A 26,985-nucleotide genomic window follows, 5' to 3' on the forward strand; every position below is an offset into this window, starting at 1 on the left:
GGCCGTTTTGCTTGGGATGCGGCAAGACGCTTTACACGTACACCACCTTGTAGCGGCGGCCGATGCGCTGCCACTCATCGGCTTCCTTCATCAGGCTGTATTCCACCAGCGGATTCTGCTCGATCCAGCTCTTGGGCAGCTCCACCTCAAAACCGCCTTCATTCAGTTCGCCTTCGCTGTGGCGCACGCGCAAGCCCGGCAGTTGGATCGCTCCCCGCCGGCGGCACAGCACAAACGCCAGACGCAGGCTGAACAGCATCCGCCAATCCAGGAACTTGCCGCCGCCCGAGAGCTTGCCAAGCTTGCCTGCGTGGCCCAGCAGCAGCGTCGCCAGGCGCGCCTGATCGGTCTTGGAGAAGCCCGGCATATCGGCATGGCTGGCGATGTACGCCGAGTGCTTGTGGTACCCGCTGTGCGCGATGCTCATGCCGATCTCGTGCAGGTTTGCCGCCCAACCCAGCAGCGCGAGATTGTCTTCGCGGCGCTCATCGGGCGGGTCGGGAAACTGCGACAACAGCGCGGTCGCTGCATCGCGAACGCGGCTCGCCTGCGCGCGGTCGACGCTGTAGCGGCGCATGAACTGCTCAATCGTCACCGTGCGCATGTCTTCATGATGCGTACGGCCGAGCAGGTCATACAGCACGCCCAGGCGCAAGGCGCCATCGGTCACGTCCATGCGGTCGACGTCGAGTTCTGCAAACACGCCGAGCATGATCGACAGCCCGCCCGGCAGCACCGGGATCCGGTCCGATTTCAGGCCGTTAAGCTTCAGCCGATTGGTGTTCTCCGACTTGACGAGCGCGCGCTTCAGGCGCTCCAGCCCCTCGCGCGTGATGCCGTGCTCGTTACTCTTGTCGTTGAAGCCGTTCAACTCGATCAGCTCAGCCAGCGCACGTGCGGTACCCGATGACCCGACGGCCTGGTTCCAGCCCGCCGTGCGGTACTGCTGCACGAGCACCTGGATCTCGCGACGTGCGGCCAGCTCGGCTTGCTTCATCGCGTATTCATCAACGTTGCCGTTCGGAAAGAAATGCCGGCTGTGCGAAACGCAACCGATATACAGCGACTCCATCAGCTTGGGCTTGTAGCCATTGCCGATGATGAACTCCGTCGAGCCCCCGCCGATGTCGACGACAAGCCGGTTGCCCTGGCACGCCGGTGCGTCATGCGATGCACCGAGATAGATCAGGCGTGCCTCTTCGCGGCCCGCAATCACTTCGATGGGAAAACCGAGGGCGGCCTCCGCCTCGATCAGGAATTCCTGCGCATTCTTGGCAACGCGCAAGGTGTTGGTGGCCACGGCACGCACATGTTCCGGCGGAAAATCACGCAGTCGATCGCCAAAGCGGCGCAAGGCATCGACGCCGCGCCGGCGCGCCGGCTGATCCAGGTATTTATCTTGCGTAAGCCCAGCGGCCAAACGGACCGGCTCGCGCAGCGCATCAACCTGGAATATCTGGGTGCCCCCAGGGGTTTCGTCGACGCGGCCGATCATCAGCCGGAAGCTGTTGGAGCCCATGTCGACAGCAGCCAGCAGACGGGGGGTGGGACTCATGAATGAAAACGGGAGAGGAGCAAAATCAGGGGCGCGGAGTATTGTCGTTCGAAACAATGCGCAACAAAATATGTCTTTATTGTGTCCCGAACGTGACAAATCCAATGTGTCACAAATTTGACACTGAATTATGAAAAAGTGGCCGGATCGTCATCCGTCCGAACACAACATGTCGACATTGCCCGCGGGCGATCTGCTCAATCGCGAACTGGGCATCCTGGAATTCAACGCCCGAGTGCTCGCCCAGGCTGCTGACCCGGGTGTGCCGCTGATGGAGCGGCTGAAATTCATCTGCATCGTGTCGAGCAATCTCGATGAGTTCTTTGAAATCCGCATTGCCGGATTGAAGGAACAGATGCGCGACAACCCTTCATCGGTCACGCCTGACGGGCTGTCGGTGCAGCAGGCGTTTGGCGTGGTCTCGGAGCGGGTGCGGCAGCTGGTCGCGCAACAGTATGCCATGTTGCAAGACGAGATCCTGCCCTTGCTGGAGAAGGAAGGCGTCTTCTTCCACATGACCACCAACTGGAATGAAGCCCAGCGCGCCTGGTGCCGCAGTTTCTTCCAGCGCGAACTGGTGCCCATCCTGACGCCGATGGCGCTGGACCCGGCGCACCCCTTCCCGCGTGTGCTCAACAAGAGCCTGAACTTCATCATCGAGCTGTCGGGCAAGGACGCTTTCGGCCGTGAAGCTGAACTGGCCATCGTACAGGCGCCGCGCGCCCTGCCCCGGCTTGTGCAGATGCCGCCCGAGCTTTCCGGCTACCCGTATGGGTTCGTGCTGCTCTCGTCTTTCATGCAGGGCTTTGTGCACGAGCTGTTCCCGCAGATCGACGTACATGGCTGCTACCAATTCCGCGTAACACGCAACTCCGATCTGTTCGTGTCGGAAGATGAAATCACGGACTTGCGCGAAGCGCTGCAGGGCGAACTGTCCACGCGCCACTTTGGCGACGCGGTGCGCCTGGAACTCGCGCACGACACATCACCGGCACTGGTGGTGCGACTGCTTCAGGAGTTCGGTCTAACCGATGCGGACTGCTACCGCGTCAAGGGTCCTGTGAATCTGGTGCGCCTGCTGCAGGTGCCCGACATGGTCGACAAACCAGTACTGAAGTACCCGCCGCACGTGCCGGCAACGGTGCGGCGGGTCGCCAACAGCTCGAACGTGTTCGACGCCATCCGCCAGGGTGACATCCTGCTGCACCATCCGTACGAAAGCTTCACGCCCGTGCTGGAATTGCTGCAGCAAGCTGCGCGCGACCCGGACGTGGTTGCCATCAAGCAGACTGTCTACCGTACCGGCAACGAATCCACGGTGATGGAAGCGCTCATCAAAGCGGCGCGCAACGGCAAGGAGGTGACCGTTGTCGTCGAACTGCTCGCGCGCTTTGACGAAGAGACGAACATCAACTGGGCGGACCAGCTTGAATCGGCCGGCGCCCATGTCGTGTATGGCGTGGTGGGCCACAAGTGTCACGCAAAGATGCTGCTGGTGGTGCGTCGCGAGGTGTCCGGCAAGGGCAAGGCGGTCAAGCTGCGCCGCTACGCGCACCTGGGCACGGGAAACTACCACCCCAAGACCGCCCGCCTCTACACCGACTTTGGCCTGATGACGGCCAACGAGCAGATCTGCGAAGACGTGCATCACGTGTTCCAGCTGCTCACGGGCACAGGCGCGCAGATCAAGCTGCATCATCTGTGGCACTCGCCGTTCACGATGCACGACAACCTGATCGAGCACATCCGAGCCGAAGCGCGTGCCGCTCGCGCAGGCAAACGTGCGCGCATCATCGGCAAGATGAACGCGCTGCTGGAGCCGGCCATCATCGACGAGCTGTACAAGGCGTCGCGGGCCGGCGTGAAAGTCGACTTGATCGTGCGCGGCGTGTGCGCCCTCAAGCCGGGCGTGCCGGGGCTGTCGGAAAATATCAGCGTGCGCTCCATCGTCGGGCGTTTCCTTGAGCACCACCGCGTCTATTACTTCCATGCCGGCGGCGAGGAAGTCGTCTATCTCTCCAGCGCCGACTGGATGGACCGCAACCTGTTCCGCCGCGTGGAAGTGGCGTTTCCCGTGCTCGACCGCAAGCTCAAGGCGCGCGTCATCAGGGAAAGCCTGCAGGTGCATCTGCGCGACAACGCATCGGCGTGGGTCATGCAGCAGGATGGCAGCTACGTGCAGCGCCAGACGCGTGGCAAGCACGTGCGCATCAGCCAGCTGGAACTGCTGAACCACTTCTCGCCGCAGGCGGCTGCGGCGGCGGAGACGGCAGCCGCAGTGGCGGCGGCAACGGCTGCGGAACCGACGGTGCGCGCTCCGGTGGAGATCTCCGCGGGCTGATCCGCCAAGCCTGTGCCTGCAAACAAAAACGCACGCTCAACAGCGTGCGTTTTTTATGCGTTCAATGGACGAGAAGAACCGGCGATCAGGCGACGCGCTCATCGGTCACGCTGGCACTGCGCACCACCGTACGCTCCGGCGGGAACACGGCGCGGAAGGTGCTGCCCTTGCCATGCTCGCTGGTCACCTGCAGTTCCCCGCCGTGGCGTGACAGCACGTGCTTCACAATGGCCAAGCCCAGCCCGGTACCGCCGGTGTCGCGTGAACGGCTACGGTCCACACGATAGAAGCGCTCGGTCAGACGCGGAATATGCTCGGGCGCAATGCCGATCCCCGTGTCGGTGACGGAGTAAACCGCGTGCCCGTCGCGCACGCCCCAGTCGAGGCGGATCGTGCCGCCATCCGGCGTATAGCGCACCGCGTTCGACGCCAGATTGCTGAACGCGGAAAGCAATTCAAGCTCGGCGCCGCACACGCTGACGGTGGAGTCGCACGTCATGCTGACGGTGTGCCGGCCCGCGGACAGCGCTTCGATATCGTGCTGGAGCTGCAGCATCATGCGCTGCATCGGCACCGGCGCCAATGACGGCGGCTCGGAATTGCCCTCGAGCGTGGCGAGCGCCAACAAGTCTTCCACCAAATGCTGCATGCGCATGGCTTGCGTATGCATCATGTCCAGGTAGCGCCTCTTGTCTTCTTCCGGCAGCGGAAGATCGCGCACCGTCTCCAGGAAACCCGAGAGCACGGTCAGCGGCGTCTTCAGCTCGTGCGAGACGTTGGCCACGAAATCGCGGCGCATCGCTTCGGTATTCTCCAGCTTGGTGATGTCCTGCGACACCAGCAGCTTGCGGTCTTCGCCATACGGCAAGATTTGGGCAGAGATGATGCTTTGCTTGTGCGGGCCCACGTCATGCATGGTGAGCGGCTCCTCGAACTCGCCGCGCGCCAGGTAGCGCACGAACTCCGGTCGGCGAATCAGGTGGGTAATGCGTTGACGCAGATCACGCCTGGCAGACAGGCCGAAGTGCTCTTCCGCCACCGCGTTGCACCATTCGATCTGGTCTTCACCGTCAAGCATGAGCACGCCGTTTGGCGAGGCCTGAATGGCCTGGATGAAGCGGCTGTGCTGCTGCTCAACCTGCAGCACCTGGGTGCGCCAGGCCTTCATCAATCGGTGCAGGCGGTAGTAGACCTCGCCCCACAGGCCCAGCGCGCTGGGGATCTCGCCATAGGCGGGCGAGTCCAGCACGCGCCACAGGCGTTGGATCTGATAGATGTAATAGAGGAGCATCGCCAGCAGCATTGCACTGAGCACGGCCAGCGCAACCACATGGTCGACGAAGAGATAGAGGCATGCCGTGACAATGCCCATGAGGGCGGCAAAGACGGCAAAGCGGGTCCAGAAGACGTTCATGAAGGCATTCTAAGCGCTGGACCGCGACGGACGTGTGAACGCGCGATGGATCCCCCCGCTCGCGCGCTCGTCCGACTGCGACGTTATTGCCCCGGATTGCGCGCCAGGCGATAGCCGCTGCCGCGCACGGTTTCGATCATGTTGCTGTAGCCGCCCGGAGCGAGTGCTGCGCGCAATCGCTTGATGTGCACATCCACCGTGCGCTCTTCTACGAACACATGGTCGCCCCACACCTGATCAAGCAACTGCGAGCGGCTGTGTACACGCTCCGGATGCGTCATCAGGAAATGCAGCAGTCGGAACTCCGTCGGACCGAGGTCCAGCTTGATCGGGTTTTCTGCTTCGAGGTTCGTGGCCGTCACGCGGTGCGTGGCCGGGTCCAGCTTCAGGCCGTTGATCGCCACCACGTCGTCGGTCAGCTGCGGCGCGCGGCGGCGCAGGACCGCCTTGATGCGCGCCAACAATTCCTTGGGCGAGAACGGCTTCGTGACGTAGTCGTCCGCGCCACTGTCCAAGCCCATGATCTTGTCCTGCTCTTCGCTGCGTGCCGTCAGCATGATGATCGGGATCTGGCGCGTGCGCTCGTTGGCGCGCAGCTCCTTGGCGAACATCACGCCCGACTTGCCCGGCAGCATCCAATCGAGCAGAACGAGGTCGGGCAACACATCGCTCATCAGCGAGAGTGCCTGCTCGGCGTTGTATGCGCGGATCGGGTAGTGCCCCGCGTGCTGCAGGTTGACGGCGATCAGTTCAGCGATCGCCGGTTCGTCTTCTACGACGAGAATACTGCTCGGCATGCTCACGTCTCCAGTCCTGCCCTTTATTCGCCCTCGCCGAGGATCTCGCGTGCCAGCGTCTCGCGTGAAGCGTGCCGGACGTCGGTGCCCTTGACGATGTAGATAATAAACTCGGCGATGTTCTTGGCGTGATCGCCAATACGCTCGATGGCCTTGGCAATGAACAGCAGATCCAGCGCTACCGAAATCGTGCGCGGGTTCTCCATCATGTACGTGATGAGTTCGCGCATGAAGCCGCGGAATTCCTCATCGATGGCCTTGTCTTCCTGCAGGATCGACAAGGCAGCAGCGGTGTCCAGGCGTGCGAAGGCGTCCAGTGCGTGACGCAGGATGGTCGCGGCCATCTCACCCGAACGTTCCACACCGGCGTAGTTGAGCGCATGTGCCGACGGGTCTTGCATGATGCGCTTGGTGCGCTTGGCGATCTTCTCGGCTTCGTCGCCGGCACGCTCGAGGTTGGTGATGGTCTTGGAGATGGCCATCACCAAACGCAGGTCGCGAGCGGTCGGCTGGCGGCGCGCGATGATGTTGTTGCAATCGCTATCGATCTCGATCTCGAGCGCGTTGATTTCCAGCTCCACGGCCATGACTTGATCGCACATGGCGGTGTCGAAATTGGCCAGCGCACGCATGGCGCGTGCAATCTGTGCTTCCACCAGACCGCCCATCTGCAGCACCTTGGTGCTGATGGTGGTCAGGTCGGTGTCAAACTGCGATGACAGATGCTTCTCAGACATCGGTTTCTCCTTTTCGCTTCAGCGTCAGCGTTGTTGCAGGTCAGCCGAAGCGGCCGGTAATGTAGTCCTCTGTTTCTTTGCGCTGCGGCTTGATGAAGATCTTTTCGGTATCGCCGAACTCGATCAGCTCACCCAGGTACATGTACGCCGTGTAGTCGGAGCAACGCGCCGCCTGTTGCATGTTGTGCGTAACGATGACCACCGTGTAGTCGTCTTTCAGTTCGGCGATCAGCTCTTCGATCTTGCCAGTGGAAATCGGGTCCAGCGCCGAGCACGGCTCGTCCAGCAGCAGCACTTCAGGGCGGATGGCAATGCCGCGCGCAATACACAGACGCTGCTGCTGCCCGCCGGACAGGCCGTAGCCCGACTGGTTGAGCTTGTCCTTCACTTCATTCCACAGCGCCGCCTTGGTCAGTGCCCATTCCACGCGGTCGTCCATTTCGGAGCGCGACAGGCGCTCGAACAGCTTCACACCGAACGCGATGTTGTCGTAGATCGACATCGGGAACGGCGTCGGCTTCTGAAACACCATCCCGACCTTGGCACGCAACAGGGCGATGTCCATGCGCGAGGTCAGCAGGTTCTCGCCGTCCATGTTGATCTGGCCTTCGGCGCGCTGCTCCGGATACAGCGCGTACATCTTGTTGAACGTACGCAGCAGAGTCGACTTGCCGCAGCCCGACGGGCCGATGAACGCCGTGACCTGCTTCTCGGGAATCTGCATCGAGATGTTCTTCAGCGCGTGGAACTTGCCGTAGTAGAAGTTCAGGTCGCGAACATCAATCTTCGGGCTTTGCGTGCGCACTTCGAGGGACGTAGCAGTCATGATCATTTCTTGGTGAACAAGGCACGCGCAAGGACGTTCAGCCCCAGCACACCCAGCGTAATCAGGAACACCCCGGCCCAGGCCAGTTGCTGCCACTCGGGGAACGGGCTCATCGCAAACTTGAAAATCACGGTCGGCAGCGTAGCCACCGGCTGATTCAGATCCAGGCTCCAGAACTGATTGTTCAGCGCGGTAAAGAGCAGCGGCGCGGTTTCACCGGCAATGCGGGCGATGGCCAGCAGCACACCGGTAATCACGCCGGCATACGACGCCTTGAGCGTAATCGACAGGATCATCTTCCACTTGGGCGTGCCAAGCGCCATGGCGGCTTCACGCATCGCGTTGGGCACCAGGTTCAGCATGTTCTCGGTGGTGCGCACCACGATCGGAATCTGAAGCAGTGCCAGCGCAAGCACGCCCGCGATACCCGAGAAGTGCTGCACGCGAGCTACCACGACGGCATACACGAACAGGCCGATCACGATGGACGGCGCCGACAGCAGGATGTCATTGATGAAGCGCGTCGCGCTCGCAAGCATTGAAGTCTTGCCGTACTCGGCCAAATAGATGCCCGCCAGGATGCCCAGCGGCGTGCCGATCAGCGTGGCCATGCCCACCAGCAGGAACGACCCTGCGATGGCGTTGGCGAGGCCGCCTCCCGGCGTATCGGGCGCCGGCGTCATCTCGGTGAAGAGCGACATCGACAAGCCGCCCACACCCAGCGAAAGCGTGGTCCACAGAATCCATGCCAGCCACACCAGGCCGAAAGCCATGGCGGCAAGCGACAGCGACAGCGCAATCCCGTTGACGTTGCGGCGGCGGGCCTGCAGGCGTGCCTTGATCTTTTCAGAGTCGGGGCGGACGGCAGGAATGGAAGACGTACGCATGGTGTTGGGTCTCATAGCGTCAGGCAGATCGCGTTGGTTCACTTTTGACCCTCGCTCTTCTGCAAGCGCAGAAGCAGCAACTTGGAGGCCGCCAGCACGATGAACGTGATGACGAACAGGATCAAGCCCAGCTCCATGAGCGCCGCGGTATGCAGACCCTGCCCCGCTTCCGCAAATTCATTGGCCAGCGCCGACGTGATGCTGTTACCCGGCGAGAACAACGACGGATCGGACAGCAGGTTGGTGTTGCCGATCACGAACGTCACGGCCATGGTCTCGCCCAGAGCGCGCCCCAGGCCCAGCATCACACCACCGATCACACCCGCCTTGGTGTAAGGCAGCACCACGTTCCACATGACTTCCCACGTCGTGCAGCCCACGCCGTAGGCAGATTCCTTAAGCAGCGTCGGCGTGATCTCAAACACGTCGCGCATCACCGCCGAGATGTACGGGATGATCATGATCGCCAGAATCACCCCAGCGCACAGCAGGCCGATGCCGATCGGCGCACCCTGGAACAGCGCTCCGATGACCGGGATCTTGCCGACGGTCGCGGCCAGCGGCTTCTGAAAGTATTCGCCGAAGATCGGCGCAAACACGAGCAGACCCCACATGCCGTACACGATGGACGGCACTGCAGCGAGCAGCTCGATGGCGGTACCCAGCGGTCGGCGCAGCCACGCCGGCGACAGCTCGGTCAAGAACAGTGCAATGCCGAAGCTCACAGGCACGGCAATGATGAGCGCGATCAGCGACGTGACCAGGGTGCCGTAGACGGGCACCAGCGCACCATAGATGTCGGAGGGCGGATCCCACTCCGAATTCCACAGGAACGACAGGCCGAATTTCTGAATCGTGGGCCAAGAGCTGATGATGAGCGAGATGATGATGCCGCCCAGCAGTAACAGCGTAACGATTGCGGCAAGGCGGGTCAGACCGCCGAACACCAGGTCGCCAAAGCGGCTGGGTGCTCGCATACGGGAAGCGCCAGAGGAATCAGAGAGCGTGGCCATGAGGGAAACCGGTCAGCCAAGAAAGAAGCTTTTGAAATGGTGCGGGCGGCCGATTCGTACCGCCCTCCCGCACCTTGTGCTGCACCTACTTACGAACCCTTATGCAGCAGGCAACCATCATTGGTTGTAGACAACCTTACCCGATGCATCCTTCACGCTCGACTTCCACGTTGCGCGGATCTGGTTCTTCACAGCGTCCGGCAGCGGCACGTAGTCCAGGCTCTTGGCAGCGTCATCGCCACCTTTGTAGGCCCAGTCGAAGAACTTCATGACTTCAGCGCCCTGCGCCGGCTTGGCTTGCGTCTTGTGCAGCAGGATGAACGTTGCACCAGCGATCGGCCATGCGTCCTTGCCCGGTTCGTCCGTCAGGATCTGGTAGTACGACTTGCTCCACTCGGCGCCAGCGGCTGCAGCCTTGAAGGCTTCAGCGGTCGGTTGAACGGTGGCACCCGACTTGTTCTGCAGGTTCACGTACGTCATCTTGTTCTGCTTGGCATAGGCGTACTCAACGTAGCCAACCGCACCACCCAGACGCTGCACGAAAGCGGCCACGCCTTCGTTGCCCTTGCCACCCGTACCGGTCGGCCAGTTCACGGTCGTGCCTTCGCCCACCTTGCTCTTCCACTCAGTATTCACCTTCGACAGGTAGTTCGTGAAGATGAACGAGGTGCCCGAACCGTCAGCACGGCGCACCACCAGGATGTCCTGGTCCGGCAGCTTGGCCTTCGGATTCAGCTTGGCGATGGCCGGATCATTCCACTTCTTGATCTTGCCCAGGTAGATGTCACCCAGCAACTGGCCGTTCAGCGTCAGCTCGCCCGGCTTCACGCCCGGCAGGTTGATCACAGGCACCACGCCGCCGATCACGGTCGGGAACTGGATCAGGCCATCCTTGTTCAACTCCTCGTCCTTCAGCGGCATGTCCGATGCGCCGAAGTCGACGGTCTTGGCGGTGATCTGCTTGATGCCGCCCGACGAGCCGATACCTTGGTAGTTCACCTTGGTTTGGGTCGCCTTGTTGTAGTCGGCCGCCCACTTGTTGTAGACGGGTGCCGGGAACGTCGCGCCTGCACCAGTGATATCTACAGCAAATGCGGCACCAGCGAAAGCCAGTGCAGCCACGCCAGCGATTGCGGTTTTGACCAGTTTCATGAGTTCTCCAGAGGAGCGGTTGAGCGATGACAGATTTTTGACATCCGAACTTTAGGCGGCTTGGATGACAGTTCTGTGACAACACGAAAACTTCTCATAACTGACCTGCAGAGCAGGAAAGTCGACCCACGCGCATAAAAAAAGCGGCCCGAAGGCCGCTTTCTGACTCACTTACTTGACCGGGCAGAAATTTACTGCAACGTCGCAGCAAGACGCTCCGCATGTTGGTTGGCCAGCTCTGCGTCCTGCGCTTCCACCATCACGCGGACGACCGGCTCCGTACCCGACGGACGAATCAGCACCCGGCCCTTGCCGTCAAGCTCTGCCTCGCTGGTCTTCAGCGCCGCTTGAAGGCCAGCGTGCGATTTCCAGTCGAAACCCTTTTCGACCCGCACATTGATGAGCTTTTGCGGGAACAGGCGCACGCCGTCCAGCATCTGGTCCAGCGTCTGGCCACTGCGACGCAATGCCGCAAGCACCTGCAGCGCCGAGATGATGCCGTCGCCCGTGCTGTGCTTGTCCAGGCAGAGCAAGTGGCCCGACCCTTCGCCGCCCAGCAGCCAACCATTCTTCTTCAGCTCTTCCAGCACGTAGCGGTCGCCCACCTTGGCGCGCACGAACTCGACGCCCTGCGCCTTGAGCGCCAGCTCCACGGCGAGATTGGTCATGAGCGTGCCGACCGCACCCGGCACCGTCTGGCCCGCCGCACGGCGCGCCTGCACCATGACGTAGAGCAGCTCGTCGCCGTTATAGAGGCGGCCATTGCGGTCCACCACCTGCAGGCGGTCGGCATCGCCGTCGAAGGCCAGGCCAATGTCGGCCCCATGCTCACGCGTGGCCTCGACCAGCTTGCCCGGCGCCGTCGCGCCATAGCCGTCGTTGATGTTGCGGCCATTCGGCTGGTTGCCGATCGACACGACGTCCGCACCCAACTCATGGAAGACGTGCGGCGCGATGTGATAGGCCGCGCCATGCGCACTGTCCAGCACGACCTTCATACCGAACAGGTTCAAATCGCTGGGGAACGTGCTCTTGCAGAACTCGATGTAGCGGCCAGCGGCATCCTCGATACGACGGGCACGACCCAGCGCGTCTGAGGCCGCGTACACCATCGGTTTTTCCAGCTCGGCCTCGATCTGCAACTCGGTTTCGTCCGGCAGCTTGTCGCCGGTGGCCGAGAAGAACTTGATGCCGTTGTCGTAATACGGGTTATGTGACGCAGAAATCACGACACCTGCCGACAGCCGCAGTGCACGCGTGAGATACGCCACACCCGGCGTGGGCAGCGGCCCGCTCATCAAGACGTCAACACCCGCTGCGGTAAAGCCCGCTTCCAACGCGGCTTCCAGCATGTAGCCCGACAGGCGCGTGTCCTTGCCGATCAGCACGGTGGGACGGCCATGGCCATGCGCCTCTCCGCCGTGGGCCAGCACGCGGCCTGCTGCATAACCAAGGCGCAACACGAAATCCGGCGTGATCGGGCTTTCGCCGACACGCCCACGGATGCCGTCGGTGCCGAAATACTTCCTGGACATTGGGAGTCTCTCCTGGAGAATGTTTCTTTATTTGTTTGTAAGGCGCCGGCCATCGCCGGGCAATCCTCTATTTGCTTGACCCCCAGCCGCGTGAGGCTGGGGCGGCTGTCAGGCGACTGGCGGATCGGCGCGTTCATGACGCATCGCCCACCACAGTTGAATCGCTTCCACCGTTGGCCGCACGTCGTGCACACGCACGATGAACGCGCCCCGCTCTGCGGCCAGCAATGCTGCCGCCACACTGGCCGTCACGCGCTCGGCCGGCGGTTTGCCGCCCAGCACAGCGCCGAGCGTCGATTTGCGCGATAAACCGACGAGCAGCGGCAGACCGATCCGATTGAACTCCGCCAAGCGATTGAGCATGGTGAGATTGTGATCCGGCGTTTTGCCAAAGCCAAATCCCGGGTCGAGCGAGATACGTTCGGCCGCCACGCCAGCAGCCATCAGCGCCTCTGTTTGCGCACACAGGAAGGTCTCAACCTCGCCCATCAGGTCGGCATAGCTGGGCGATTCCTGCATCGTTTCAGGGTCGCGCTGCATGTGCATGACGCACAGGCCCGCGTTGCCCCCGGCGACAGCCTCGATCGCGCCAGGCCGGCGAAAGCCCCATATGTCGTTGATCAGATCGGCGCCGGCATCCAGCGCGGCACGCATCACCTCGGGCTTATAAGTATCGATCGACAGCGGTTTTCCGCAGTCGTGTAACGCCTCGACGATGGGCATCACGCGGTCCAACTCTGCCTGCAGGCTGAGCGGCTCGGCGCCCGGCCGGCTCGACTCGCCGCCGATGTCGATCATGTCGACGCCTTCAGCGATCAGTTTTTCAGCGTGGCGCAAGGCCGCATCGCGCGTGGCGTGCTGCCCACCGTCAGAGAACGAATCGGGCGTGACGTTGAGAATGCCCATGACCAGCGGACGCTGATCGCGCGCGTAACGGAAGCGACCACACTGGAAGTGCGTTGTGGTGGGAATGGAAGCGGACAAGATAGATAGACGGAAATGCTGCGCAGGACCGGAATGCTACGCCAGGCACGCCAGAAAGCGCCAACAAAAAAGCCGGTGCGCTTGCACCGGCTCTTTTGCGTCGCTGCCAGGGCGACACAAGCTAAGGAATCACCATCAGGCGGTGGCAGGCACGTTGCCCGGGTTCACACCAGCCGGCGTACCTCCACCCGGCGGGGTGCTTCCACCACCAGTCGAGCCGTAACGCGGCGGGCGCGGCGGCTTGCCGTCCATGATGTCGTTGACTTGGTCCGCGTCGATGGTTTCCCACTCAAGCAGCGCCGCAGTCATGGCTTCAACCTTCTCGCGATTCGCTTCCAGCAGCCCCTTGGCCAGGGCGTACTGTTCGTCCACGATACGGCGGATTTCCGAATCCACCTTCTGTTGCGTCGCCTCGGACACCGTCTTCGAGGCCATGCGGCCGAAGAAGCCGTCCTGTTCCGTATCGACGTAGACCATGGTGCCGAGTGCGTCGCTCATGCCATAGCGCGTCACCATGTCGCGGGCCATCTTGGTGGCACGCTCGAAGTCGTTGGAGGCACCGGTACTCATTGCACCCAGGAACACCTCTTCTGCAGCACGGCCACCGAACAGAATCGCGACCTCTTCGAGCATCGTGTCCTTATAGGCGTAGTGCTTGTCGTGCTCCGGCAGTTGCCACGTCAGACCGCCAGCCCAGCCGCGCGGCATGATCGTGACCTTGTGCACCGGATCAGCCTTCGGCAGCAGCTTGGCCACCACCGCATGGCCCGACTCGTGGTACGCCGTAGCGCGGCGTTCCTCTTCGCGGATCACAGCCGACTTGCGCTCCGGACCCATGTAGATCTTGTCCTTCGCATCTTCGAAGTCCTGCATGTCGACCACGCGCTTGTTACGGCGCGCAGCAAACAGCGCAGCTTCGTTGACCAGGTTGGCCAGATCAGCGCCCGAGAAGCCCGGCGTGCCACGCGCCAGCACCGATGCATCAACGTCGTTGCCAATCGGCACCTTGCGCATGTGCACCTTGAGAATCTGCTCGCGGCCGCGAATGTCGGGCAGCCCAACGTAGACCTGACGGTCGAAACGGCCCGGACGCAGCAGCGCCTTGTCGAGCACGTCAGCACGGTTGGTTGCCGCGATCACGATAACGCCCGAGTTGGCCTCGAAGCCATCCATCTCGACCAGCATCTGGTTCAGCGTCTGCTCGCGCTCGTCGTTGCCGCCGCCCATGCCGGCGCCGCGGTGGCGACCGACCGCATCGATTTCATCGATGAACACGATGCAAGGAGCCTGCTTCTTGGCGTTTTCGAACATGTCGCGCACGCGGGCTGCGCCCACGCCGACGAACATTTCAACGAAGTCCGAACCGGAGATGCTGAAGAACGGCACCTTGGCTTCGCCAGCAATGGCGCGAGCCAGCAGCGTCTTGCCAGTACCCGGAGGGCCCACCAGCAGTACGCCGCGAGGGATGCGCCCGCCCAGCTTCTGGAATTTCTGCGGGTCTTTCAGGAAGTCGACCAGCTCGACGACTTCCTCCTTCGACTCATCACAGCCTGCCACGTCAGCAAACGTGACGCTGTTGTTGTTCTCATCGATCAGTCGCGCCCGCGACTTGCCGAACGAGAAGGCGCCGCCTTTCCCACCGCCCTGCATCTGCCGCATCATGTAGAACCAGAACACGATGATCAGCAACGTCGGGCCAAGGTAGTAAAGAGCGGTGAGAAGCACACCTTGCTCTTCTTCCGCCTTGCCGGTCACCTGCACGCCGTACTTCATCAGGTCGCCCACCATCCAGATGTCGCCGGGCGAGATGATTGAGTACTTGTTGCCCTCGTTGGGCGTGACCAACAACGTGCGGCCCTGGACTTCGACGCGTTTAACCTTGCCAGCCTTCGCGTCATCCATGAATTGCGAGTACGTCACACCCTCTTGGGTGCGCGGCTTGTCGAACTGCTTGAAGACGGTGAACAGCACCAAGGCAATCACCAGCCAGATGGCCGCCTTCTGAAACCAGTTGTTATTCAAGGCGAGACTCCTTTAGAAATGCCTTGACGGGATGCTTGGCATTGTAATGCACGGACACCGCCGCGGGTTGATTGCCCGCAAGACCGAGGCACCACCATGCCAGCCGGGGCCCCTCTGTGAGTATCGTCCGTCAGCCCGGATGCTTGAGCTGCCGGCCCAACAAGAATGTTTCGGACGATTTGTCGCGGGAGGCTTTAGGCTTGCGCGGCGCAACGATCTTGAAATGGCGCTTGAACATCTCGACGATCTGACTATAGCCGCTGCCGTGAAAACATTTGATCAGCAGCGCGCCCTCAGGTTTCAGGTGCGCTATGGCAAATTCCACAGCCAGTTCAGCGATGTGCTCCATACGCGCGGCGTCTGCTGACGCCACACCTGAGAGATTGGGGGCCATATCGGACAAAACAAGGTCCACTTTGCCCCCACCGGTGGCTTCCAGCACGATTTCTTCGAGTTGCCGGAAAACGTCGTCCTCACGAAAGTCGCCCTGGATGAAAGTGACGTCGGCAATGGCTTCCATCGGCAAGATGTCGATGGCGACGATTGCCCCATCGATACGGCCATCCTTGGCGCGCGGCGATGCGGCCAGCTTGTTGCGCACGTATTGGCTCCAGCTGCCCGGCGCGGCGCCCAGGTCAACGATGACCTGGCCCGGCTTGATCAGCTTGTCTTGCTCGTCAATCTCTTTGAGCTTGTAGGCGGCACGTGCGCGATAGCCTTCGCGCTGCGCCAGCTTTACGTACGGATCGTTGATATGGTCGTGCAGCCACGACTGGTTGAACTTGTTCTTTGCCATCGAATTGGTTGCAATTTCGCCCGAATGTAGCGCCAAACATGGCAGCCCGGACTGGTTTTGGCGGATAATACGCGCCGTTTGTCTCTTTGCGTGATCCCGCCCTTATTTATGCCCGCCCTTATCCTCACCCCTGCCCAACGATCGGAACTGCGCTCCGAAGCGCACGCGTTGAACCCGGTCGTCATCATCGGTGCGGAGGGCCTGACCAAGCCCGTTCTGGCCGAAATCGACCGCTCGCTGGCGGCCCACGGGCTGATCAAGATTCGCGTCTTCGGCGATGACCGCGAAGCACGCATTGAGCTTTATGACACCATCTGCGCCCGCCTGCAGGCCGCCCCCGTACAGCACATCGGCAAGCTGCTGGTGATCTGGCGCGAAGGCCCGGCGTACCTGAAGGAAAACCAGCCGCGCGACCTCAAGCCGCCACGCAAGACTACCGTTGGCGCCGGTCCGCGCTCCGTCACCGTGCGCAAGCCAAACCCGAACAGCGCACGTCGCCCGAAGCCGGTCCGCCTGAGCGTGCTTGGCAACGAACGCGTCACGGCCGGTGGCAACGTCAAGCGCGCCAAGCCGCGTCAAACCAGCCAGAAAAAGAAGGCGCTGTCCTGATCCGATCCGGGGCCGTACAAAAAACGACCGGCTTTTCAGCCGGTCTTTTTTTTCTCAAACGGCTTGCCGAACATCGGCCGCCTTCCAGATCAGCACTAACCCAAGCAGGCTCTGCACCAGATAGAACACGCTCGATACGCCGTGCAGCATGCCAAACTGTGCGCGGTAAGGCGAATCCCCCACCGCTACGCCTAGCGCATCGGCCTGTGCGCGCAGCGACGCCATGAAGGGCTGCAGACCGAAATAGCCCACCAGCACGCAAAGCAGCATCGCCAGCACAAGCCAGCGCAGCCGCCGGTATCCGGCCTGACCGCGACGCACCAGCGCCGTGGCAGCCAGCAGGAGCAAACATCCTGTCGCCAGGCCGATCCACGCTTGCGCATGAAACAACCGGCCGGCAATCGAGCCGGCCAACTGGCGATCGTCCAGCATCGCAAACAGCGTCGGAGCGACGATGTAACCGATGGTCCAGAGCGAGCCACACCATACCGTGGCAAGCAACTGGAAGAAGCGCTGCGGCATGGCGGCTGTCTCGGATCGGGTTAGAGGTACTTGACGGCTAGGACTTCGTACTCGCGCTCGCCGCCGGGGGCGACCACGGTGGCGACGTCGCCCTCGAACTTGCCGATCAATGCACGGGCGATCGGCGAGCTGATCGAAATCTTACCGGTATCCAGATCGGCTTCGTCATCGCCGACGATCTGGTACGTGACGGGCTTGCCCGAATCCAAATCTTCCAGATCAATGGTTGCGCCAAAAACGATGCGACCGTCGGCATCCAGCGAAGCCGGATCGATGATCTGCGCGGCGGATAGCTTGCCTTCGATTTCCTGGATACGGCCTTCGATGAAGCCCTGGCGCTCCTTGGCGGCATCATAGTCGGCGTTTTCGGACAGATCGCCCTGGGCACGCGCCTCGGCGATGGCGTTGACGACGGCCGGACGCTCCTTGGTCTTCAGACGTTGGAGTTCGTCTTTCAGCATCTCGGCACCGCGCTTGGTAATCGGAATGGTGCTCATCGTAAGTATTTCGGAATCACAAAAAAATCAGCCGCTGCGAAGCGGGAGGGCGCGTAGCGCACACCCGCCTGACGGCGGCTGTCGTTGTTTTGACACGGACGCTCTAGTTTAGGCGAACCGTCCGGAGGCGGCAACTGCCCGCTCTCAGGGCGGTCGCCGCGACGCTATGCCGCGTCGCGGGCCCTGAGGGCGGGCTTACAGGGTCGCGTGCAGGCCCTGCAGGTCATACACATCGAGGTGCTGCATGTGCTTCAGACCTTCCACCGCGGCACGAGCACCGGCAATGGTCGTGTAGTAGGTCACACGCTGGGCCAATGCTGCCTGACGGATGGAGCGCGAGTCAGCAATCGCGGCGCGCGTCTCGTCGACGGTCGTGAAGACGAGCGCGATCTCGCTGTTCTTGATCATGTCGACAATGTGCGGACGGCCGTCCTTCACCTTGTTCACCACACGCACCGGAATGCCGGCGGCTTCAATGGCCGAAGCCGTACCGCGCGTCGCCACGATCGGGTAGCCCAGCGTATGCAGCGCGCGGGCAACTTCCACGGCTTGCGGCTTGTCGCTGTCCTTGACCGTCATCAGCACGGTGCCCTTCTCGGGCAGGCGCGAACCGGCAGCCAGCTGACTCTTGAAGAGCGCCTCGCCAAAGGTCTTGCCAACGCCCATCACTTCGCCGGTGGAGCGCATTTCCGGTCCAAGCACCGGGTCGACACCCGGGAACTTGTTGAACGGGAACACGGCTTCCTTGACGCTGTAGTACGCCGGCACGACTTCCTTTTCGATGCCTTGCGAATCCAGCGACTGCCCCGCCATGCAACGCGCCGCGACCTTGGCCAACGACACACCGGTCGCCTTCGAAACGTACGGCACCGTACGCGAAGCGCGCGGGTTCACTTCCAGCACGTAAACGATGTCCTCGCCGTCCCTCTGCTGGATCGCGAACTGCACGTTCATCAGGCCAACCACGTTCAGCGCCTTGGCCATCGCTGCAGTCTGGCGCTTGAGCTCATCAACGGTGGCTTGCGACAGCGAGTACGGCGGCAGCGAGCAAGCGGAGTCGCCCGAGTGCACGCCAGCCTGCTCGATGTGCTCCATCACGCCGCCGATGAAGACGTTCTTGCCATCGGAGATGCAATCCACGTCGCATTCGATGGCGTCGTTCAGGAAGCGGTCGAGCAGCACAGGGCTGTCGTTCGACACCTTCACGGCTTCACGCATATAGCGCTCGAGGTCGCGCGGCTCATGCACGATTTCCATCGCACGGCCGCCGAGCACGTACGACGGGCGCACCACCAGCGGGTAGCCAATTTCTTCGGCCAGCTTGAGCGCCTCGTCTTCCGCACGCGCGGTGCGGTTGGGCGGCTGGCGCAGGCCCAGCTCGTGCAGCAGCTTCTGGAAGCGCTCGCGATCTTCGGCCGCATCGATCATGTCCGGCGACGTGCCGATGATGGGCACGCCGTTGGCTTCCAGGTCGAGCGCGAGCTTCAGCGGGGTCTGGCCACCGTATTGCACGATCACGCCGACCGGCTTTTCCTTGTCGACGATCTCGAGCACGTCTTCCAGCGTCACCGGCTCGAAGTACAGGCGGTCGGAGGTGTCGTAATCGGTCGAGACGGTTTCCGGGTTGCAGTTGACCATGATGGTCTCGTACCCGTCTTCGCGCAGCGCCAGCGCAGCGTGCACGCAGCAGTAGTCGAACTCGATGCCTTGGCCGATCCGGTTCGGGCCACCGCCCAGAACCATGATCTTCTTGTTGCTGGTCGGCTCGGCTTCGCACTCGCCGTGCTCAGCCTCATACGTCGAGTACAGATACGCGGTATCGGTGGCGAATTCGGCAGCGCAGGTGTCAACACGCTTGTAGACCGGACGGACCTTCTCGGCGATACGCTTCTCACGCACGGCCTTGGAAGTCGTCTTCATCAGCTTGGCAAGGCGGCGGTCGGAGAAGCCCTTCTGCTTGAGCAGACGCAGCTCGGCAGCCGACAGGCTCTCCAGCGTGCGAGCCTTGACCAGCGCTTCGGTCTTGACGATGTCTTCGATCTGCGCGAGGAACCAGGGGTCAACGGCGGTCTCGGAATAGACCTCGTCGATCGACAGGCCCAGGCGGAATGCATCGCCCAGGTACCAGATGCGATCCGGACCGGCTTCACCGATCTCTTCGATGATCTCGTCGCGGTCGGTGGACTTTTCGTCCAGGCCATCCACGCCGACTTCCAGGCCGCGCAGTGCCTTCTGAAACGATTCCTGGAAGGTACGGCCCATGGCCATCACCTCGCCCACAGACTTCATCTGCGTGGTCAGGTGGCTGTCGGCCTGCGGGAATTTCTCGAACGCGAAACGCGGCACCTTGGTGACCACGTAGTCGATCGACGGCTCGAACGACGCCGGGGTCGCGCCACCGGTGATTTCGTTCTTCAGTTCGTCCAGCGTGTAACCCACGGCCAGCTTGGCAGCAACCTTGGCGATCGGGAAACCGGTGGCCTTCGAAGCCAGCGCCGACGAACGCGACACACGCGGGTTCATCTCGATCACGATCATCCGGCCGTCCTGTGGATTGATCGAGAACTGCACGTTCGAACCACCCGTATCCACACCGATCTCGCGCAGCACGGCCAGCGAGGCGTTACGCAGGATCTGGTATTCCTTGTCGGTCAGCGTCTGTGCCGGGGCCACGGTGATGGAGTCACCGGTGTGGATGCCCATCGGGTCCAGGTTTTCGATCGAGCAGACGATGATGCAGTTGTCGGCCTTATCGCGCACGACTTCCATCTCGTATTCCTTCCAGCCGAGCAGCGACTCTTCGATCAGCAGCTCGTTGGTCGGCGAGAGGTCGAGACCGCGCTTGCAGATCTCTTCGAATTCTTCGCGGTTGTAGGCAATGCCGCCGCCCGTGCCGCCCAGCGTGAACGACGGGCGGATCACGATCGGGTAGCCGCTCGTGCCGGTTTCCTTGGCGATTTGCGACTGCACGGCCACGGCTTCGTCCATCGAATGCGCAATGCCCGACTTGGCCGAGCCCAGACCGATCTTGGTCATCGCGTCTTTGAATTTCTGACGGTCTTCGGCCTTGTCGATCGCCTCGGGCGATGCGCCGATCAGCTCGACGTTGTACTTCTTCAGCACGCCATGGCGATGCAGGTCCAGCGCGCAGTTCAGCGCGGTCTGGCCGCCCATGGTCGGCAGGATCGCATCCGGACGCTCCTTGGCGATGATGCGCTCGACCACTTCCCAGGTGATCGGCTCGATGTAGGTCACGTCGGCCGTGTTCGGGTCGGTCATGATCGTGGCCGGGTTGCTGTTGACCAGGACCACCTTGAAGCCTTCTTCACGGAGCGCCTTGCAAGCCTGCGCGCCGGAGTAATCGAATTCACACGCCTGGCCGATGATGATCGGACCCGCGCCGATGATCAGGATGGTTTTGATATCTGTACGTTTTGGCATAACCCGCTCGATTCGATTAATTCAGTGTGGCCGTCGCCAGCTTGGCGGAAAAGCCGATAAACATGGCGCCGACGCCGCTGCTCATACCTGCAGACAAACGTCGTCGCGCGCGGAACGCCGCGGCCAGCCGCGCGCCCACGAAGATGATGGTGGTCAGGTACAGGAAACTGCAGATCTGGCAGACCAGCCCCAGCACGACGAACGACACCACCGGCAACGCGTAGTGCGGGTCGACGAATTGGATGAAGAACGAGATGAAGAACAGGATCGCCTTCGGGTTCAGCAGGCTGATGACCAGCGCTTTCTTGAACGGATGCGATTCGTCGGCCGGGGCCGCGGTCTGCTCGACGGACCCGCCGGCCTTGCGCGCGCGCCAATTGCGCACCGCGCCACGCAGCATCTGTAGGCCGATCCACGCCAGATACGCCGCACCGACGTACTTCACGACGTAGAACAGCGCCGGACTCGCCTTCAACAGCGAAGCCACGCCCGCTGCCGACAACACCATCAGGATGGCATCGCCCAGAAACACGCCGCAGGCGCCCTGGTAGCCCGCGCGCACACCGCGGCGGGCCGCCACCGACAGCACGTACATCGAGTTCGGCCCCGGCAGCAGCACGATAAAGATCGTGCCGAGCAGGAAGGTCCAGAACTCGGTGATGCCGAAGTGGGCGAGCATGAAAGCGTTCATGGCGATGCGATCTCGTTTGCTTTACTGCTTGGCTGCGTCCATCGCCGCGGTGAAGCGGTCAAACAGATACGCGATGTCGTGTGGACCGGGCGACGCTTCCGGGTGACCTTGGAAGCAGAACGCCGGACGGTCGGTCAGCTCGAAGCCCTGCAGCGTGCCGTCGAACAGCGAAACGTGCGTCACGCGCGCGTTGGCGGGCAGCGATTCCGGGTCCACCGCAAAACCGTGGTTCTGCGAGGTGATGACCACGCGGCCATCCTGCAAATCCTTGACCGGGTGGTTGGCACCGTGATGGCCGGTCTTCATCTTGAGCGTCTTGGCGCCGACGGCCAGGCCCATGATCTGATGACCCAAACAGATGCCGAACGTCGGCAGGCGACGCTCCAGGAATTCCTTGGCGGCAGCGATAGCGTAGTCGCACGGCTCCGGATCGCCAGGGCCGTTGGAGAGGAACACGCCGTCCGGGTTATGCGTCAGCACGTCGGCCGCGCTGGTTTGCGCGGGCACCACCGTCACTCGGCAGCCGCGCTCGGCCAGCATGCGCAGGATGTTGAACTTGACTCCGAAGTCATACGCGACCACGTGATACTTCGGGGCGTCCTGCTTGCCGTAGCCGCGGCCCAGCGCCCATTCGGTCTGGGTCCACTCGTACGGCTCGGTCACGGACACGACCTTCGCCAGATCCATGCCCGACAGGCCCGGGAACGAGCGTGCAAGATCAATGGCCTTCTGCACGTTGTCTTCGCCGGCGAGAATGCAACCGTTCTGAGCGCCCTTCTCGCGCAGGATTCGGGTCAGCTTGCGGGTATCGATTCCGGCAATGGCGACGACCTTCTCACCCTTGAGGTAATGCGAGAGCGAGTGTTCCTTGCGGAAATTGGACGCGAGGATCGGCAGATCCTTGATGATGAGGCCGGCGGCATGGACTTTCGTAGCTTCGACGTCCTCACGGTTCACGCCGACGTTACCGATATGCGGATACGTGAGCGTGACGATCTGGCGCGAGTAGCTCGGATCGGTGAGGATTTCCTGATAGCCGGTGATGGCAGTGTTGAACACCACTTCGCCGATCGTATGACCGGCCGCACCGATGGAATAGCCACGAAAGACCGTGCCGTCTGCAAGCGCGAGGATGGCGGGCGGGAAAGACGGCAACACGGGTAGCTCCTGCTGGATTCACCCTGTGCCGACCTGATCACCTTGTCGCCGAAGCGGAATTCCGGCTGCGCGGAATCCGGGCCGTTCGCGAGTCGCGAGTCGGGCTGGGACAGAACTCACCAGGAATCACCGAGAAACGAGGCAGACGGGGCGGTAGGCGGGAGGTAGGAAGCGGTTGGCGCTAGGGTGATGGGTTTCTGAACTCAAACCCAAAAATTATACCCGGACGCCGCAAAAAACTCAATGAAAGGAAGGACTTAACGGCGAGCGCCAGCCGCATGGCGGCTTTCCGTCATGCCCTTACGTCCAGCTCCAAGCGGATGAGAACGTCGCGTTTGGAGTGCCCTACTCACCTCGCATGGCAGCCTGCACCTGAGCCAGTGCCGTGGGGTCTTCGATGGTGGTCAGATCACCCGGGTCACGGCCCTCCGCTACGGCCTGCATTGCGCGGCGCAGCAGCTTTCCGGAGCGCGTCTTGGGCAAGGCCCCGACAAAGAATACGCGCGAGGGCCGCGCCACTGCGCCGAGTTGCACCTCGACCGTGCGCATCAGTTCGCCCTCCAGGGCCAGACGCCCCGCCGCCTCGGTAATGCGCGAGGCATCACGCACGATGGCAAACCCCATCGCCACCTGCCCCTTGAGTTGATCGGCCACGCCCACCACCGCTACCTCGGCGATGGCCGGATGTGACGAAAGACTCTCTTCGATCTCGCGCGTACCGAGGCGGTGGCCCGCCACGTTGATCACATCGTCGGTGCGGCCGAGGATAGTCACGTAGCCCCCCTCGTCGCGCACGCCCCAGTCGAAGCTCGAATAGATGTGCCGGCCTGGAAACGCCGACCAGTAGGTCTGCAGGAAACGGGCATCGTCGCCCCAAACGGTGGTCATGCAGCCCGGCGGCAGCGGCGCAGCGACGGCGAGAAGCCCTTTCTCGCCCGGTGCGCATGGCTCTCCGGTGGCCTCATCCAAGATGTCGAGTTTGTAGCCGTAGACCGGAAAGCCCGGCGAGCCGAGCTTTTGCTCAGAAGGCTCGACCCCTTGCGGAATGGCCAACATCGGCCAGCCGGTCTCGGTCTGCCAGTAGTTGTCGACGATGGGCTTGTGCAGCGCCTCGCCGATCCAGCTGGCGGTGGGCTCGTCCAGCGGCTCGCCGGCAAGGAACAGGCGCCGCAGACTCGACAGATCATGTCGCTGCAGTAGCGCCGGATCCTGCTTCTTGAGCACGCGAATGGCGGTGGGCGCGGTGAACATCACGTTCACGCGGTATTGCTCGACGATGCGCCACCAGACCGCGCCGTCGGGGCGGATTGGCGTGCCTTCGTACATGACCGTCGTCAGGCCCGCGAGCAGCGGCGCATAAACGATGTAGCTGTGCCCGACCACCCAGCCGACATCCGATGCAGTGAACATCGTGTCGCCGGGCTGCGCGCCAAAAATGAGCGGCATCGACGCCGCCAGTGCCACCGCATAGCCGCCGGTGTCGCGCTGGACGCCTTTCGGTTTGCCAGTCGTACCGGAGGTGTAGAGGATGTACGAGGGCTCGCTCGACTCCATCCATTCGCACGGCACATCGGCATTCGCGTGCTCCGCAGCGAGCGTTGCGTAATCAACATCGCGCGGGTTGCGCTGCATGGGCGCGAGTTTGCGATTGACGAGCAGCACGCGCTCGGGCTTGTGCGCCGCTAGATCAATCGCTGCGTCAAGCAACGGTTTGTATTCGACCACCTTGCCCGCTCGCGAGCCCGCATCCGCACTCACGATCACACGCGGCGTGGCGTCGTCGATGCGCGTGGCGAGACTGTTGGATGCGAAACCGCCGAACACCACCGAGTGGATCGCGCCGATGCGCGCACAGGCCAGCATGGCAAACGCAGCTTCGGGAATCATCGGCAGGTAAATCAGCACGCGATCGCCACGTCTGACCCCCAGCGCCTGCAGGCTCGCCGCCATGCGGTTGACCTCGCGATGGAGCTGGCGATACGTGTACGTGGTCTCCAGGCCGGTTTCGGTGGAGACATACACCAGCGCAGCTTGCTCGCCGCGTGTGGCGAGATGCCGGTCGACGGCGTTGTGGCACAGATTGGTGCGTCCGCCCACGAACCACTTGGCGAACGGCAAGCGCGAATCGTCGAGGACTGCGGAATACGGCGTTTGCCACTCGATGCGCTGGGCCTGCTCGCCCCAAAAGCCTGCGGGGTCGTCAATGGAGCGCTGATACAGCGCGCGATACGCGGCGGACATGGACATGACGTTGTCTCCTGGCCATCGTGTTCGATGACTCAATCTTGATTGTGCTCAGATACACCTACTTTGCGGTCGCCAACTTACGCAGGTCTTACCGCCGCCCAAAAACAAAACGGCGCCCCGCAGGACGCCGTTTCTCTTGCCAGACTCAGCGCTTCTTGCGCTTGGCCGAACTCGATGAGGTTGCCACCGGTTTAGCCTTGACCACCGGCTTGCCGGCCACCTTCGCAGTCGGCACGCGCGTGGTTGCCGCTGTGGCGCGCGCCGTCGTGGCCGACACGCGCATCACGCGCACATGCCCACCGCGACTGCCACCGCGCGCTTGCGGCAGCATCAGCACGACGCTGTGACCCTTGGGGATGGCATCGCCAGGCAACTGGTTCCACGCACGAATCTGGGCAACGGACACGCCGTAGCGGCGCGACAAACCAGCAATCGTGTCGCGCTTGCCAGCGCGAACCACCACCTTTCTGAGATCTGGCATGTCGGGTTCGACCGCCATGGTGGCGTTCTCAGCCAATTCGGGGCTGATGTCGGGTGCGTTTTCCTGGGCGCCGTCGGCACGCGGCACGACCACGGTGGAGCCGGCCTTCAAACGCATGCCCTTCGGAATGCGGTTGATCTCGCGAATGGTGTCGGGATCAACCTTCAGCCGCGCCGCCAACGCTTCCACACGCTCGCGGTTACCGACCGTCACGGCCGTCCAGCTCGAAAGACCGCCGTGATAAGTATTCAGGTTGTACTGGAACGTTTCGGCGTTGTCGTACGGCAGCAGGATCTGCGGGTTAGACGCGCCCAGGATCACCGGCCGGTTGAACGATGGGTTGAGCGCCTTGAACTCATCCATCGGCAGATTGGCCAGCTTGGCGGCCAGCGTCACATCGATATCGCGTGACGTTGTGACGGTGACGAAGTACGGATGGTTCGGGATCTCGGGCAGCGTGACGCCGTAGCGCTCCGGGTTGGCGATGATGTTCTTCACTGCCTGGAGCTTGGGCACGTACATGCGCGTCTCGGCGGGCATGTTCAGGTTGACGTAATCGGTCGACAGGCCGGCTGCCTGGTTGCGCGCAATCGCCCGCGCAACCGCACCTTCGCCCCAGTTGTAGGCAGCCAGCGCGAGTTGCCAGTCGCCAAACTGGTCGTGCAGCTTGGATAGATAGTCAAGCGCGGCATCGGTCGAGGCAAGCACATCGCGGCGCTCATCCTGGAAGACGTTCTGCTTGAGGTTGTAGGTCTTGCCGGTGCTCGGGATGAACTGCCACATCCCGGCGGCCTTGGCGCTCGATACAGCCTGGGGGTTGAACGCGCTTTCCACGAACGGCAGCAGGGCCAACTCCGTGGGCATGTTGCGCCGCTCCAGCTCTTCGACGATGTGATACAGGTAGCGGTTGGAGCGATCCACCATACGGCGGAAGGCATCGGGGCGCTGCGCATACCAGTCGGTACGATCGTCCACAGCCGAGCTTTGGAGATCGGGCATGGAGAAACCCTGGCGAATGCGCGCCCAGAGATCCTTGGCCGGCCCTTTCAGGGACCCCACGGGCTGCTGATCGACATTGACGACCGGCGCAGGGGCTTGGCCGGTGCCGGTGGAGGCGCTGGTGCTGGCTGTGTCGGCGTTCGGCCCGGGGGCCGTTGCACAGGCCGCAAGGAGCAGACTGAGCACAGTTGCCGCAAGAAGTCGCACGGATCGCATCAAGTTCTGTGAGGTTAGGGCTAAAAATTGCCCCAGATAGTAAGAAACGCATCCGACCGCGTCAA

21 protein-coding genes are annotated in these 26,985 nt (G+C 62.3%); 2 read left to right on the plus strand and 19 right to left on the minus strand.

Annotated elements, in window-relative coordinates; translation table 11 throughout:
* Positions 1-31 precede the first annotated feature (31 nt).
* Positions 32-1,555 (minus strand): exopolyphosphatase, encoded by a 1,524-nt coding sequence (gene ppx / locus NKG59_RS18980; protein WP_045203224.1) that lies wholly within the window; start codon positions 1,553-1,555, stop codon positions 32-34.
* Between the two features lie 169 nt (positions 1,556-1,724).
* Here ppx and ppk1 point away from each other — a divergent pair, with 169 nt between their 5' ends.
* Positions 1,725-3,896 carry a polyphosphate kinase 1 gene (ppk1, locus tag NKG59_RS18985; RefSeq protein WP_045203225.1) on the plus strand — a complete coding sequence of 724 codons (2,172 nt, stop codon included), beginning with the start codon at positions 1,725-1,727 and terminating at the stop codon, positions 3,894-3,896.
* 85 nt (positions 3,897-3,981) lie between these two features.
* Here ppk1 and phoR read toward each other — a convergent pair whose 3' ends face one another.
* The 11 genes from phoR to NKG59_RS19040 all read right to left on the minus strand — a co-directional run bounded on the left by phoR (position 3,982) and on the right by NKG59_RS19040 (position 16,059).
* A complete protein-coding gene (phoR, locus tag NKG59_RS18990) occupies positions 3,982-5,310 on the minus strand; it encodes a phosphate regulon sensor histidine kinase PhoR (protein ID WP_045203226.1) in 1,329 nt (442 codons plus the stop codon).
* Between the two features lie 83 nt (positions 5,311-5,393).
* Positions 5,394-6,107, minus strand: coding sequence for a phosphate regulon transcriptional regulator PhoB (phoB, locus tag NKG59_RS18995; RefSeq protein ID WP_045203227.1), 714 nt, complete (start codon positions 6,105-6,107; stop codon positions 5,394-5,396).
* Between the two features lie 23 nt (positions 6,108-6,130).
* On the minus strand, positions 6,131-6,844 hold the full coding sequence (gene phoU, locus NKG59_RS19000) for a phosphate signaling complex protein PhoU (RefSeq protein ID WP_045203228.1): 714 nt from the start codon (positions 6,842-6,844) through the stop codon (positions 6,131-6,133).
* A 40-nt stretch (positions 6,845-6,884) separates the two neighbouring features.
* The gene (gene pstB, locus NKG59_RS19005) at positions 6,885-7,676 is read right to left on the minus strand and encodes a phosphate ABC transporter ATP-binding protein PstB (RefSeq protein ID WP_045203229.1); all 792 of its coding nucleotides are present in this window, start codon (positions 7,674-7,676) and stop codon (positions 6,885-6,887) included.
* Positions 7,673-8,557 carry a phosphate ABC transporter permease PstA gene (gene pstA, locus NKG59_RS19010; RefSeq protein WP_045203230.1) on the minus strand — a complete coding sequence of 295 codons (885 nt, stop codon included), beginning with the start codon at positions 8,555-8,557 and terminating at the stop codon, positions 7,673-7,675. Before pstA ends, pstB begins: the two co-directional genes overlap by 4 nt.
* Positions 8,558-8,595: 38 nt before the next feature.
* On the minus strand, positions 8,596-9,570 hold the full coding sequence (pstC, locus tag NKG59_RS19015) for a phosphate ABC transporter permease PstC (protein ID WP_045203231.1): 975 nt from the start codon (positions 9,568-9,570) through the stop codon (positions 8,596-8,598).
* Positions 9,571-9,687: 117 nt separating this feature from the next.
* Positions 9,688-10,722: a phosphate ABC transporter substrate-binding protein PstS gene (pstS, locus tag NKG59_RS19020; protein WP_253539927.1), complete on the minus strand. Its 1,035-nt coding sequence runs from the start codon at positions 10,720-10,722 to the stop codon at positions 9,688-9,690.
* Between the two features lie 191 nt (positions 10,723-10,913).
* Positions 10,914-12,257 carry a phosphoglucosamine mutase gene (gene glmM / locus NKG59_RS19025; RefSeq protein ID WP_253539928.1) on the minus strand — a complete coding sequence of 448 codons (1,344 nt, stop codon included), beginning with the start codon at positions 12,255-12,257 and terminating at the stop codon, positions 10,914-10,916.
* 108 nt (positions 12,258-12,365) lie between these two features.
* Positions 12,366-13,229 carry a dihydropteroate synthase gene (folP, locus tag NKG59_RS19030; protein WP_253540137.1) on the minus strand — a complete coding sequence of 288 codons (864 nt, stop codon included), beginning with the start codon at positions 13,227-13,229 and terminating at the stop codon, positions 12,366-12,368.
* A 147-nt stretch (positions 13,230-13,376) separates the two neighbouring features.
* Entirely contained in the window at positions 13,377-15,263 is a 1,887-nt protein-coding gene (gene ftsH, locus NKG59_RS19035; protein ID WP_004634256.1) for an ATP-dependent zinc metalloprotease FtsH, read from the minus strand.
* Positions 15,264-15,393: 130 nt separating this feature from the next.
* Positions 15,394-16,059: an RlmE family RNA methyltransferase gene (locus NKG59_RS19040; protein WP_253539929.1), complete on the minus strand. Its 666-nt coding sequence runs from the start codon at positions 16,057-16,059 to the stop codon at positions 15,394-15,396.
* A gap of 108 nt (positions 16,060-16,167) precedes the next feature.
* Between NKG59_RS19040 and NKG59_RS19045 the strand changes: the two genes are divergently transcribed.
* Positions 16,168-16,668, plus strand: coding sequence for a YhbY family RNA-binding protein (locus tag NKG59_RS19045; protein WP_024975433.1), 501 nt, complete (start codon positions 16,168-16,170; stop codon positions 16,666-16,668).
* Positions 16,669-16,722: 54 nt separating this feature from the next.
* Here the strand turns inward: NKG59_RS19045 and NKG59_RS19050 are convergent, their stop codons facing one another.
* From NKG59_RS19050 to NKG59_RS19080, 7 genes are all read right to left on the minus strand, one after another.
* Positions 16,723-17,190, minus strand: a complete 468-nt coding sequence (locus NKG59_RS19050; protein WP_045203235.1) for a DUF4149 domain-containing protein — start codon at positions 17,188-17,190, stop codon at positions 16,723-16,725.
* A gap of 20 nt (positions 17,191-17,210) precedes the next feature.
* A complete protein-coding gene (gene greA / locus NKG59_RS19055; RefSeq protein WP_045203236.1) occupies positions 17,211-17,687 on the minus strand; it encodes a transcription elongation factor GreA in 477 nt (158 codons plus the stop codon).
* Positions 17,688-17,882: 195 nt separating this feature from the next.
* On the minus strand, positions 17,883-21,128 hold the full coding sequence (gene carB, locus NKG59_RS19060) for a carbamoyl-phosphate synthase large subunit (RefSeq protein ID WP_253539932.1): 3,246 nt from the start codon (positions 21,126-21,128) through the stop codon (positions 17,883-17,885).
* Positions 21,129-21,144: 16 nt separating this feature from the next.
* Positions 21,145-21,819, minus strand: a complete 675-nt coding sequence (gene leuE, locus NKG59_RS19065) for a leucine efflux protein LeuE (protein ID WP_253539933.1) — start codon at positions 21,817-21,819, stop codon at positions 21,145-21,147.
* A 21-nt stretch (positions 21,820-21,840) separates the two neighbouring features.
* On the minus strand, positions 21,841-22,977 hold the full coding sequence (carA, locus tag NKG59_RS19070; RefSeq protein ID WP_045203239.1) for a glutamine-hydrolyzing carbamoyl-phosphate synthase small subunit: 1,137 nt from the start codon (positions 22,975-22,977) through the stop codon (positions 21,841-21,843).
* Between the two features lie 345 nt (positions 22,978-23,322).
* Positions 23,323-25,224: a propionate--CoA ligase gene (gene prpE / locus NKG59_RS19075; protein ID WP_253539934.1), complete on the minus strand. Its 1,902-nt coding sequence runs from the start codon at positions 25,222-25,224 to the stop codon at positions 23,323-23,325.
* A gap of 145 nt (positions 25,225-25,369) precedes the next feature.
* The gene (locus NKG59_RS19080) at positions 25,370-26,920 is read right to left on the minus strand and encodes a transglycosylase SLT domain-containing protein (protein WP_253539935.1); all 1,551 of its coding nucleotides are present in this window, start codon (positions 26,918-26,920) and stop codon (positions 25,370-25,372) included.
* Between the last annotated feature and the right edge of the window lie 65 nt (positions 26,921-26,985).

The organism is Ralstonia chuxiongensis, from assembly GCF_024158925.1.
Classification (GTDB): domain Bacteria; phylum Pseudomonadota; class Gammaproteobacteria; order Burkholderiales; family Burkholderiaceae; genus Ralstonia; species Ralstonia chuxiongensis.